This window comes from Halomonas sp. ISL-56, from assembly GCF_018612805.1.
Classification (GTDB): domain Bacteria; phylum Pseudomonadota; class Gammaproteobacteria; order Pseudomonadales; family Halomonadaceae; genus Vreelandella.
Window position 1 is genome coordinate 139,393 of the sequence record NZ_JAGGRO010000031.1, and the last position, 12,461, is coordinate 151,853.

General features: G+C 53.7%; 11 protein-coding genes. 5 read left to right on the forward strand and 6 right to left on the reverse strand.

The annotated features are described in order from the left end of the window. Nucleotides 1–49: 49 nt before the first annotated feature. Complete coding sequence (locus J7J49_RS21785) at nucleotides 50–1,132, forward strand: efflux RND transporter periplasmic adaptor subunit (protein WP_215095635.1); 1,083 nt, start codon at nucleotides 50–52, stop codon at nucleotides 1,130–1,132. Further along, a complete protein-coding gene (locus J7J49_RS21790) occupies nucleotides 1,132–4,278 on the forward strand; it encodes an efflux RND transporter permease subunit (RefSeq protein WP_215095637.1) in 3,147 nt (1,048 codons plus the stop codon). Before J7J49_RS21785 ends, J7J49_RS21790 begins: the two co-directional genes overlap by 1 nt. A 158-nt stretch (nucleotides 4,279–4,436) precedes the next feature. On the opposite strand, the gene J7J49_RS21795 is transcribed toward J7J49_RS21790, so the two are convergent. Further along, nucleotides 4,437–4,865: a DUF3617 domain-containing protein gene (locus J7J49_RS21795; RefSeq protein ID WP_215095639.1), complete on the reverse strand. Its 429-nt coding sequence runs from the start codon at nucleotides 4,863–4,865 to the stop codon at nucleotides 4,437–4,439. Nucleotides 4,866–5,011: 146 nt separating this feature from the next. Here J7J49_RS21795 and J7J49_RS21800 point away from each other — a divergent pair, with 146 nt between their 5' ends. After that, nucleotides 5,012–5,221 (forward strand): zinc ribbon domain-containing protein, encoded by a 210-nt coding sequence (locus J7J49_RS21800; RefSeq protein ID WP_064233594.1) that lies wholly within the window; start codon nucleotides 5,012–5,014, stop codon nucleotides 5,219–5,221. Between the two features lie 49 nt (nucleotides 5,222–5,270). On the opposite strand, the gene J7J49_RS21805 is transcribed toward J7J49_RS21800, so the two are convergent. The 4 genes from J7J49_RS21805 to J7J49_RS21820 all read right to left on the reverse strand — a co-directional run bounded on the left by J7J49_RS21805 (nucleotide 5,271) and on the right by J7J49_RS21820 (nucleotide 9,499). Further along, nucleotides 5,271–6,098: an ABC transporter permease subunit gene (locus J7J49_RS21805; RefSeq protein ID WP_121499359.1), complete on the reverse strand. Its 828-nt coding sequence runs from the start codon at nucleotides 6,096–6,098 to the stop codon at nucleotides 5,271–5,273. After that, a complete protein-coding gene (locus J7J49_RS21810; RefSeq protein ID WP_064233592.1) occupies nucleotides 6,098–7,006 on the reverse strand; it encodes an ABC transporter permease subunit in 909 nt (302 codons plus the stop codon). Before J7J49_RS21810 ends, J7J49_RS21805 begins: the two co-directional genes overlap by 1 nt. Before the next feature lie 109 nt (nucleotides 7,007–7,115). Continuing rightward, nucleotides 7,116–8,297 (reverse strand): polyamine ABC transporter ATP-binding protein, encoded by a 1,182-nt coding sequence (potA, locus tag J7J49_RS21815; protein ID WP_215095641.1) that lies wholly within the window; start codon nucleotides 8,295–8,297, stop codon nucleotides 7,116–7,118. Nucleotides 8,298–8,395: 98 nt separating this feature from the next. Then, nucleotides 8,396–9,499, reverse strand: coding sequence for a polyamine ABC transporter substrate-binding protein (locus J7J49_RS21820; RefSeq protein ID WP_064233590.1), 1,104 nt, complete (start codon nucleotides 9,497–9,499; stop codon nucleotides 8,396–8,398). Nucleotides 9,500–9,900: 401 nt separating this feature from the next. Between J7J49_RS21820 and ahpC the strand changes: the two genes are divergently transcribed. Beyond that, nucleotides 9,901–10,464, forward strand: coding sequence for an alkyl hydroperoxide reductase subunit C (ahpC, locus tag J7J49_RS21825; protein ID WP_064233589.1), 564 nt, complete (start codon nucleotides 9,901–9,903; stop codon nucleotides 10,462–10,464). A 186-nt stretch (nucleotides 10,465–10,650) separates the two neighbouring features. Beyond that, nucleotides 10,651–12,207 carry an alkyl hydroperoxide reductase subunit F gene (gene ahpF, locus J7J49_RS21830; protein WP_215095643.1) on the forward strand — a complete coding sequence of 519 codons (1,557 nt, stop codon included), beginning with the start codon at nucleotides 10,651–10,653 and terminating at the stop codon, nucleotides 12,205–12,207. A gap of 60 nt (nucleotides 12,208–12,267) precedes the next feature. On the opposite strand, the gene J7J49_RS21835 is transcribed toward ahpF, so the two are convergent. Beyond that, nucleotides 12,268–12,461: IS3 family transposase (locus J7J49_RS21835; protein WP_215095645.1), on the reverse strand; the 194-nt coding region annotated here is incomplete at its 5' end.

Here is a 12,461-nt window from a genome sequence, read left to right on the forward strand (position 1 = left end):
ATCATCCTATACAATAATTGTATAAATAATATCTAACGTTGAGAACACTATGCTTTTGCCTATTCATCGACGATGTCTACTGCGACTCGCGCTTGTGCCGCTCACCCTGCTGCTATCCAATGTGACAATCGCCCAAACGGCGCCGTCGGTCATCGGCACGCGGGTGGTCATGACCACGTGGTCGGATCCACTGGAAGCTTTGGGAACGCTTAGTGCTGATGAGAGTGTTACGTTATCTGCTACCGTCACGGATATTGTTGCCGAGATCAATTTCCGCGATGGGGAGCAGGTCGAAGAGGGACGTCTGCTTATTCGCTTAGAAGACGCAGAAGAGCAGGCGCAGCTAAGGGCATCCCAAGCGCTACGCGAAGAGCGGCTCAATGCGTCAAATCGCGCTTCTCAGCTGCAAGAGCGCAACCTTGCGGCACGAGCCGACGTAGAAGACAGTCGATCACGGCTGCGCCAGGCGGACGCCGATATTCAGGCAATTGAAGCTGAGCTATCCAATTACCGCATAAAAGCGCCTTTCAGCGGCCGCGTTGGTTTTCGTAATATCAGTATCGGTGCTCTGGTCACTCCAGGGATGGACTTGGTGACGCTCGATAAGTTGGATGTTATGCAACTCGATTTCAGCGTACCCGAAGTATTTCTGGGCCGTCTCTCGCCAGGTTTAATGCTCAATGCCACCACTGCCGCCTACCCTGACGACCTGTTTAGCGGTGAAATTGCTACCATCGGCACGCGGGTAGATCCGCTAACACGTAGCGTAAGCGTTCGTGCGGAGCTCGATAACGCCGATGGGCTTTTGCGCCCTGGAATGCTGATGGAGGTGATCGTTCAGCAGCGCGTACGCGACACCATTGTTATCCCTGAAGCGGCCATTGAGCCTAGCGGTGATCGGCATTTCGTTATGTTGATAGAGCAACAAGCTGGCACTACGCGCCTAGCCCAACATGAGGTCAAGATTGGCGAGCGGCGTAATGGCGAGGTGGAAATTCTTGAAGGGTTAGCCCAGGATGATTTAATTGTCTTTCACGGCCTACAGCTTGCTCGCGATGGGCAAGAGGCGAGGTTAATCGGGATTGCCGATGACGAGAACGGCATACGTGCGCTGCTGGAGGCCGACCGCTAATGCGCTTATCGGATATCTCTGTTCAGCGCCCCGTCCTCGCGATGGTGATCGCAGCCCTGATTATTGCCTTTGGCCTGCTAGCGCTCAATCGCCTGCCGCTGCAAGAGTACCCCACCATCGACCCTCCAGTGGTCACCATCGATACCCGCTACCCCGGCGCCTCGGCAAGTGTCGTCGAAACCCGCATTACCCAAGTGTTAGAAGACCGTATTGCAGGCGTTGAAGGCATTGAGTTGATTACCTCGGAAAGCGAGGATGGCCGCTCTCAGATTGAAATCGAATTTAGCATTGATATGGATATTAATGCCGCCGCCAACGATATTCGCGACCGCATATCCGGCGCGCTGCGCAACCTGCCCGACGACGCCGATAACCCCGAGGTCACCAAAGCCGATAGCAGCGAAGAGATCGTCGTGTGGCTCAGCCTTTCTGGCGAAGACTACTCGATCACCGAGCTGACCGACTACGCCAACCGTTTTCTGGTCGACAGCCTCTCCGTCCAGCCTGGGGTGGCAAGGGTGCGTGTCGGCGGCGGCAGCGACTACGCTATGCGCGTGTGGCTAGACCGGAACGCCTTAGCCGCACGCGGGCTCACCGTCAGCGATATTGAAGATGCGCTACGGGCCGAGAACGTTGAACTGCCTGCTGGTTCGATTGAATCTGAAGATCGTCAGTTTATTGTGCGCCTCCCGCGCAGTTTTGCCAGTGCCGAAGATTTTCAGCGCCTCGCCCTCAATTCTCCCCGCAACGCCTCCCCCAATCAGGGCGAAAATGGCTATCTGGTGCGCCTTGCTGATGTGGCCAGGGTCGAAGTGGGCGCGGTAGAGGACCGCTCGGTATTCCGCTCCAACGGCATACCCATGGTTGGGCTGGGGATGATCATGCAGTCCACGGCCAATGTGATAGAACTTTCCGAAGCGGTGCAGGGGGAGCTTGAACGCCTGCAGGGCACGCTGCCAGAAGGCATGTCATTGAGCCTGAACTACGACGCCTCACTATTCGTCTCCGGTGCCATTGAGCAGGTCGTTATGACGCTGTTCATCGCCATGGGGCTGGTCGTGCTGGTGATCTTTATGTTTCTAGGCAATTTGCGCACCACCCTGGTACCTGCGGTGACCGTTCCGATTGCCGTTATCGGCGCCTTTACCGCTCTGGCGGCGATGAATTTCTCGATCAACCTACTGACGCTGCTAGCACTGGTGCTGGCGATCGGCCTGATTGTCGATGATGCCATCGTGGTGCTTGAAAACATTAACCGGCGTATGCACGACTACGGCGAAACACCCCTAGTCGCCGCCTTTCGCGGTACTCGACAGATCGCCTTTGCCGTCATCGCCACCACCCTGGTGTTGGTGGCGGTCTTCGTGCCACTCAGTATGTTGCAAGGCGATATTGGTCGGCTATTTTCCGAGTTCGCGCTGACCATGGCCGCCGCGGTAGTGGTCTCTACCCTGCTAGCGCTGACGCTTACGCCGATGATGGCGTCAAAAATCCTTAAGCCGGGCATGCACGACAGCCGTATTGGCAAAGCGGTGCAGTGGCTTCTCAGCGGCACCCAGCGCCGTTATCAGGCGGTGTTAGAGTGGATGCTCAAAATGCGCTGGCTGGTGGTGACCACGTTTGCATTGCTGATTGCGGCTACCGCTTGGCTCGCCACTGTGCTACCCAACGAATACACCCCCCAAGAGGATCGCGGTAACTTCATCGTGCTCGTCAACGGCCCAGAAGGCGCCACCTTCGACTACATGATGGATTATATGGATGAAATCGAAGCGCGTATGAACCCACTAATAGAGAGCGGCGAGTTGGAGCGCGTGGTCGTTCGCGCCCCACGTGGTTACGGCAACATCGAGAATTTTAATAGCGGCTTTATTATCGTCAATATGGCCGACTGGGGCAGCCGACGTAGCGCCTGGGAGATTATGGCGGAGGTACGCCAAAGTCTTAGCACCCTGCCAGGTGTGCAGGCTTTCCCGGTGATGCGCCAAGGGTTTGGTCAACGTACAGAGAAGCCGGTGCAGTTTGTCCTGGGCGGCGGCAGTTACGAAGAAATCGCCCAGTGGCGCGACATTTTGATTGATCATGTGCGCGAAAATAACCCACGCCTAATGGCATTGGAAAGCAACTATAACGAAACCCAGCCACAGCTGCGGGTCGATATAAACTACGAACGAGCGGCTTCGCTAGGCGTTACCGTGACCGAGATCGGCAGAACGTTGGAAGTCCTACTGGGTGGCCGTAATGTCACTCGCTACGTGGATGACGGTGAAGAGTACGACGTAATTTTGGAAGGCGATCGCGCCAGCCAAAACAGCCCGAGAATGCTAGATAACATACAGGTTCGCTCTGCACGCACAGGTGAACTGATTCCCCTGGCAAGCTTGGTCACCCTCTCCGACTTTGCGGGTGCCAGCACCCTGAACCGTTTTGACCGTATAAGGGCGATTACCATTGAAGCCAATCTCGCGGATGGCTATCCCCTCGGCGAAGCCTTGGCGTATTTAGAGCAGAGCGCCGTGGAGCTCCTGCCGGAGGAAGCGCAAACCAATGTGGCAGGCGCCTCGCGAGATTTCCAGCAGGCCAGCGGCGCCACCGCTTTTCTGCTGATACTTGGCGCTCTGGTGGTCTTTTTAGTGCTAGCCGCGCAGTTTGAGAGCCTGATTCACCCCTTTGTGATTATGCTCACGGTGCCGCTAGCGATGAGCGGCGCTCTACTGGCGCTACTGCTTAGCGGTCAATCACTGAATATCTACAGCCAAGTGGGGCTGGTACTGCTAATTGGCCTAGCCGCTAAAAACGGCATTCTTATCGTCGAATTTGCCAACCAATTGCGCGACGAGGGTAAAGCGTTTCGAACGGCGCTAATTGAAGCCTCCGTGACGCGGTTAAGGCCCATTTTAATGACCGCCGTGACGACCATGGCCGGCGCCATTCCATTGATTGTCTCGACCGGCCCGGGGGCTGAGTCGCGCCTGGTCATCGGCACCGTGATTATGGCGGGGGTAGGCTCGGCAACGCTATTTACGCTGTTTGTCGTGCCTGTGGCATACGACTTGCTAGCGCGCCACACCGGCTCACCTGGAGCGGTGAAGCGACAGTTAGAGGAGGAAATAGCTAACGCACCGGGGGGAACATCCGATAATTAAAGACAGCAAACCAAAGGGGCGCCCCAATGGAGCGCCCCTTTGATGAACTACCGGGCTAACTGTTAACTAAGCCATTTGTTAGCTAAACCATTTGTTAGCTAAACCATTTTTTAATTGAGCAGTTATCAACAAAACTGGTGTTAACTAACAAGCAGCGATTACTCACACTCGCCAAGATACTCGCCTTCAATCACGGTATTCATGCTTAGCTCACCCATGGGCGACTGGGTAAGGATATCGACGCTGCCTTCGATACGCTCGCCCATAAAGCGCATTTCGCCATCGATAGTCGCTTCGCCACCTTCAGCGCGGCATACCATGCTGTAGCTTAGGCCATCCGCCTTCATGTCCTGGTCAAGCAGCTCACAGCCTTCTTCTTCCTCGATGAAACCGAATGCGGCATCATCAAGCTCTTCCTGACTAATACACTGGCGCTCGGTTTCCGTTTGATCCGGAATTTCCATCTCACCGGTGATGCTGGTTTTACTGACAAACTCCCACTCACCAGGGGTCACATTAGGGGTTTCAGCCAACGCGACCATCGGAAAGGCCACCAGGGCCGCTACTGCCATGTTACGTAACATCATCGCTACTCTCACTGCGTTGCTTTAGGAATTTAGAGCCTAGCTATCCTACCTGATTCAACCACACGATGCCCTACCCAACGACCACACTGCTACACTGAACGAATAAGCAGCTAATTCAGCGCACCCGCTATACAAGGTAGCCAACCATGCAAGACGACGCTCTGGTCAATTATGACTTCTACTGCCCTTACTGCGATTCGCCATTAACCTTCCTGATTGATACTTCCCAAGGTAGTCACGACACCTGGGAAGATTGTCATCAGTGCTGCGCGCCCATCCAACTACAAATTATTGTCTCTCCCGTCACCGGCGAACTCGACAGCGTCGTTGCTGGTCGGGACGATGACGTTCTCTAGCCTTGAATTTAACGTCTTGAATTTAACGTCTTGAGTTAAATGTCTAGAGTTAAACGTCTCGCAAGGCAGCCTTGCGCTTGGTTTCGCTGCGACGCATAAAAAACCACGCCAACAACGTCGCCAGGGATACGATCAAAATAATCAGCGTAGCCAGCGCGTTAATCTTCGGCGACACCCCCATCCGCACCGACGAGAACACTACCATGGGCAGCGTATTCGCCCCAGGGCCAGAGACAAAGCTAGCAATCACTAGATCGTCAAGGGAGAGCGTAAACGCCAGCAGCCAGCCAGCAGCCAGTGCGGGCGTGATGATCGGCAGGGTTATCGAAAAGAAAGTTTTAAGCGGCGGAGAGCCTAGATCCATGGCTGCTTCTTCTATGGAGCGATCCACTTCACGCAGGCGCGCGGCCACCACTACCGCCACATAGGCACTGCAAAAGGTAGTGTGGGCAATCCAAATGGTTGCCATGCCCCGGTCAGCTGGCCAGCCGGTAATTTGCGCCATCTGCACAAATAGCAGCAGTAGCGACAGACCCGTTATGACTTCGGGCATGACCAGCGGCGCTGTCACCATGCTAGAGAGAGCTGTTTTGCCCCGGAAATGCCCGTAGCGAGTCATCACAAAGGCGGCCACGGTACCCAAGCAAACCGCCATACTGGCCGCAAAAAAGGCGATGCGCAGACTCGTCCACACCGCCGACAATATCTGCTGATCACGAAACAGCTCACCGTACCACTGGGTAGAAAACCCCGCCCACACCGTGACCAGTTTCGAGGCGTTAAACGAATACACCACCAGCACAAACATAGGCAGGTAAAGAAACAGCAGGCCAAGTACCAGCATAACCGTCGAAAAGTTCGGCCGTCGCATGCTCATTATTCAAGCTCCCTGGACTGGTAACGGTGGAACCAAACAATCGGCACCAATAACAGCAGCAGCATCACCATGGCCAGCGCTGATGCCACCGGCCAGTCGCGGTTGAGGAAAAACTCCTCCCATAGCACTTTGCCGATCATTAGCGTGTCAGGGCCACCCAGCAGCTCAGGAATCACAAACTCCCCTACCGCCGGGATAAAAACCAGCATTGAACCTGCGACGATGCCCCCCATTGAGAGCGGCAAAGTGACTTTAATAAACGTATTGAGCTTGCGCGAGCCAAGGTCTGCAGCGGCCTCAAGTAGCGAGTTATCCATCCGGGTCAAGTGGGCGTATAGCGGCAACACCATAAACGGCAGATAGGCGTAGACAATGCCAATGGTGACCGCGAACTGGGTATTCATCATACGCAGCGGCGAATTGATCAGGCCTAGCCCGAGCAAGAGGTTATTGATTAAGCCGCTGTTACTGAGAATTCCCATCCAAGCGTAGACTCGAATAAGAAAAGACGTCCACGACGGCAACATCACCAGCAGCAGTAGCAGCAACTGCCAGCGCGCCGGTGCTCTTGCCATGGCATAGGCCATCGGGTAACCCAACAACAAACAGACCAGCGTAGCGGTAAACGCCGTCTTCACCGAGCCCCAGTAGGCAGCGATATACAGCGAGTCTGAGAGTAGAAAAAGGTAATTGCCTAAATTAAGAAAGACATGCAGCGTCTGGTCGGCATACTCAAGCAGCGGGCCATAAGGAGGTATAGCAATCGCCGCCTCGGAGAGGCTGATTTTAAGTACCAGTGCAAAGGGCAGCAAAAAAAACAGCGTTAACCACACTAATGGAAACGCTATCACCGCCCTTCGCCCCAATTGCCAGCGCTTGAACAACGCTGAAACACGAGATGGCATCATTTAAGACAGTCTCCTCCTAGAAAGTAACCAGTCTTTAAAAACCCAGCCTTTAGAAACTCAGTCTTTAGAAACTCAGCCTTTAAAAACCCAGTCTTTAGAAACTCGGCCATCAGCGATTGAGCACAATCGTGCTGTGATCTTCCCAGTAGACATAGACACTGTCTTCCCAAGTGGGACGATCACCGCGACGCTCGGTATTGGCCATACTGACCTTAATGATCTGGCCCGACGGTGTGCGCACGTAATAGAGCGAGAAACCACCTAAGTAGGCAATATCATCCACCTTGCCTTCCGCCCAGTTATACTCTGTGGTGGGTTTTTCTCGGGTCAGCCAGATCTTTTCAGGACGCAGCGCGACCCAAACCCGACGATTCGACGCCTGAGTAGTAATACCGTGATCAATATAAATGGGGCGTTCAAGCGCGGGAGCGGTGATGCGACAGTGGTCGGCGGCGTCTTCGATAATCTCCCCTTCGAACAGATTTACCGTGCCGACAAATTCCGCCACCATGCGGCTCACCGGGCTTTCATAAATATCGATGGGCGAGCCTATCTGTTCGATCCAGCCATCGGCCATAATCGCCACTCGGTCGGCCATGGTCATGGCCTCTTCCTGATCGTGGGTGACCATAATACAGGTAACGCCGACCTGCTCGATGATCTCCACCACCTCTAGCTGCATTTCCGTGCGCAGCTTTTTATCCAGCGCGCCCATGGGCTCGTCTAACAGCAGCAATTTGGGGCGCTTAGCGAGTGATCGCGCCAGTGCCACCCGCTGGCGCTGGCCACCAGACAGCTGGTGCGGCTTGCGCTTGGCAAAGCGCTGCATATGCACCAGCTTGAGCATTTGCTCGACACGAGCGTCGATATCCGCTTTGGGGAGCTTGTCCTGCTTTAAGCCAAAGGCAATATTTTGCGCCACGGTCATATGCGGAAATAGCGCATAGGATTGGAACATCATATTGATAGGCCGCTTGTGCGGGGGCATCGCGGTGATATTTTCACCGTCTAATAAAATGCGGCCTTCTGTTGGGGTTTCAAAGCCCGCCAGCATCCGCAATAGGGTTGATTTACCCGACCCAGAACCGCCCAGTAGCGCGAAGATTTCCCCGCGTTTAACCTGCAAATTGACATCATCCACCGCCAGCGCATCATCAAACCGCTTGCTTAAGCGTTTAACTTCCAGCACCACATCTTCAGCAAACCGCGGGGTTTTGCCCTGGGGCCGCGACGTAGAAGGCGTGATGGGTGAAGCAGATGAAGGCTCGTTCGACAGGGGCGTAGTGACCATTCGCCACTCCCATCAAAAGGCCCGGCAAGCCGGGCATTAAAAAGACGAACAACGAGCCTGGGTATCAACCCCAGGCTCGCCGTCAGATAAAGGTCGGTTTAACGACCCGACTTAACGCGATTCCATATACGCGTGCGGGCGCGCAGCACATCTTGAGGCTTTTCGGCCTGGACGTATAGGTTTTGCATGACCTCGGTTTCCGGGTAGATAGCCGGGTCATTGAGGATCTCTTCGGAAAGATACTCATCGGCCGCTGCGTTAGGGTTGGCATAACGCACGTACTCGGTAATTTCAGCGGCGATTTCAGGATCGAGAATAAAGTTAATAAAGGCGTGGGCGTTGTCAGTATTTGGCGCGTCAGCGGGCACAGCCATCATATCGAACCAGAGCGCTGCGCCCTCTTTAGGTATGCTGTAACCAATGGAGAAGTCTCTGCCAGCTTCTTCAGCACGTTCGGCGGCTTGGAAAATATCGCCAGAATAGCCTGCTGCCACGCAGATATTGCCGTTAGCGAGATCGGACACATAGCGCGAAGAGTGGAAATAAGTCATGTCGTCGCGAACCTTGGCAATCAGTTCACCCGCGGCTTCTATGTCGTCAATATTCTCACTCAATGGATCTAGCCCTAGATAAGCCATGGCAGGCGAAAGCATCTCATCGGCGGAATCCAGCATCGAAAGGCCACAGCCCGCTTCGCTCAACGCGGCGGTTATTTGCGGATCGAACAGCAGTGCCCAGCTATCTACCGGCGCGTCGTCACCCAAAATTTCTTTAACACGCTCAACGTTATAACCAATACCATTGGTGCCCCACATATAAGGAACCGAGTATTCGCTACCGGCGTCGATTGTTTCCAGGTTGGCCATCAGTTCGGGGTTGAGATTGGCTAAATTGGGCAATAACTCATGGTCAAGCGGCTGGAAAACACCGGCTTTCACTTGGCGAGTAAAATAGTAGGTAGAGGGTACTACCACATCATAACCGGAGCGCCCTGCAAGCAGTGCGGCATCCAAAATCTCATTGCTATCATAAACGTCATAGGTCACTTCAATGCCGGTACGCTCAGTGAACTTTTCCAGCGTTTCCGGTGCAATGTAGTCTGACCAGTTAAACACCCGCACCTCTTCAGCGTGGGCAGCGCTAGCCGCTGCGGCGAATGAGATAGCCGCAACGGCCGCGGAAAGTTTGTGGATGTTCCCCATTATCACTGCTCCTGTTGTCCTGACTGGTGTCCCAACTATTTCACTAAATAATTCAGCCAAATAATTTGCCAAGTATTGCTTATCAAGTACGCCTTACCCAATGCACTTCAAAGCTTGCCATCAGCGGCTAACAATAGCGTAGGCCATAATGCTGACCGTGCGAATTTTGCGGTGCAGTGACGGCTACCGCAAGCCAATGTGAAAAATTCTTGTATTTTGCCCTAACGGCCCCATTAAGTAGCGTGTAAAACGATGTTCTTTGATACCAACGTTCTTTTACCCGCCAATAGGGCAACACTATTGGCTGGATGGTTTTTTTTAATTTTAGACATTAGTCGCTAACCGTTAGTATTAGCCATACTTTATAAACCCTAAACCCATCACACCAGGAGACTATCTCAATGTCCTTGATCAACACTGAAGTAAAACCGTTTAAAGCCACCGCTTACCTGAATGGCGAGTTCGTCGATGTGACTGAAGCGGATCTGCAGGGCCAGTGGTCTATTTTCTTCTTCTACCCGGCCGACTTTACTTTCGTTTGCCCGACTGAGCTTGGTGATCTAGCTGATCACTACGCTGAGTTCAAGAAGCTTGGCGTTGAAATCTACAGTGTTTCAACCGATACCCACTTTACTCACAAAGCTTGGCACGACAGTTCTGAAACTATCGGCAAACTGCAGTACCCGATGATCGCTGACCCGACACTGCGTATTTCACGCAATTTCGAAGTGTTGATTGAAGATGCAGGTCTTGCTGAACGCGGCACCTTTGTTGTCGACCCCGATGGCAAAATCCAGATTGTTGAAATCAACGCTGGCAACATTGGCCGTAATGCCGAAGAACTGCTGCGTAAAGTGAAAGCCGCTCAATACGTGCGTGCCAACCCGAATGAAGTATGCCCGGCCAAATGGAAAGAAGGCGAAGAAACACTGGCACCTTCGCTGGATCTTGTCGGCAAAATCTAAGCCGCCTACGGCTTTCACGCGCTTGCTTTTATGTGCGTAGCGCAAGCGCGTGCAGGTTCAACGCCCGGGTTTCGCCCGGGCGTTCTGTTTTAAACCAGTTTTCAAAACCGTTTTTAAAATATTAATGATTAGCACCGTCACACGCGTGTGTTCAATACGTCTGTTACCTGCGAGGAAGCTACTGTCATGCTGGACGCCAATTTAAAATCCCAGTTAAAAGCGTATCTGGAAAAAGTGACTCAGCCGTTCGAGATTGTTGCCTCCCTCGATGACGGTGCCAAGTCACAAGAACTTCTCGGCCTGCTTGAGGACATCAGCAGCCTAAGCGATAAGATTACGCTACACAGCGACGGCCAGGACGCCCGCAAGCCATCGTTTGCGATTAACCGACCCGGTGAAGAGACCGGCGTGGTGTTTGCTGGTATCCCCATGGGTCACGAGTTCACATCGCTGGTGTTGGCGCTGCTGCAAGTCGGCGGCCATCCGCCCAAAACCTCTGATGAGTTAATCGACCAAATCAAAGACCTTAACGGCGAAATGCTGTTCGAGACTTACTACTCGCTGTCATGCCAGAACTGCCCGGACGTGGTTCAAGCGCTAAACCTGATGGCAATCTTCAACCCGAACGTGCGCCACGTCGCAATCGACGGTGCACTGTTCCAGGATGAAGTCGAGTCGCGGGAAATCATGTCGGTGCCGAGTATCTACCTGAACGGTAAGCCGTTCGATCAAGGCCGCATGACCCTTGAGCAGATTCTGGCCAAGGTGGATACCGGCGCCGCCGAACGCGACGCCAAAAAGCTAAGCCAAAAAGCCGCTTTCGATACGCTGGTGATTGGTGGCGGCCCGGCAGGCGCCGCAGCAGCGATTTACTCAGCGCGTAAAGGTATTAATACCGGCGTTGCCGCTGAGCGCTTCGGTGGCCAGGTAGCGGACACCATGGGGATTGAAAACTTTATCTCCGTTTCCCATACCGAAGGCCCCAAGCTGGTTAGCGCGCTTGAAGAGCACGTAAAAGAGTATGAAGTCGATGTCATGAACTTGCAGCTTGCCACCGCCTTTAAAGCTGCCGAGGCGGAAGGTGGTTTGCACGAAGTCACTTTTGAGTCCGGCGCGACGCTTAAGAGCAAAACCCTGGTGCTGGCGACGGGTGCCCGCTGGCGCGAAATGAATGTGCCCGGCGAACAGCAGTATCGCAACAAAGGCGTTGCCTACTGCCCCCACTGTGACGGCCCTCTGTTTAAAGGTAAGCGGGTCGCGGTAATTGGCGGCGGTAACTCCGGCGTTGAAGCGGCGATTGATCTGGCGGGAATTGTCGGCCATGTCACGCTGATAGAGTTTATGGGCGAGATGCGCGCCGACGCGGTATTGCAAAAAAAGCTTAAGAGCCTGCCTAACGTCGATATTATTCTCAATGCACAAACCACTGAAGTGACGGGCGATGGCAGCCGGGTCAATGGTTTGAACTATAAAGACCGCACGTCTGATGAGAGGAAATCTATCGCGCTGGAAGGTATCTTTGTTCAGATTGGACTGGTGCCTAATACCGAGTGGTTGAAAGGTTCACCCATTGAGATGACGCCACGCGGCGAGATCATCGTTGATGCTCACGGCATGACGTCCGTGCCCGGGGTATTCGCCGCAGGCGATGTGACGACCGTGCCCTATAAGCAGATCATCATCGCCATGGGCGAAGGTGCCAAGGCATCGTTGGGTGCTTTCGACTATTTAATTCGTAATTGATCATGGCAAAACGAAGCCCGCTGAAATTGAACTGACCCCATAAACTTGGACAGTGAACAACTAAGCGGCCAAGGCCTGATTCCGGTACTGCACCGGACTCAGGCCTTTTAGTTTGGTCTTAATACGCTCGTGGTTGTAGTAATGGATATAGTGCCGGATGCCCGCCTGTAACTGATTAACATTGTCAAACCGGTTTAGGTAGAAATATTCAGACTTTAGCGTCCCGAAGAAACTCTCGATCGCGGCATTGTCCA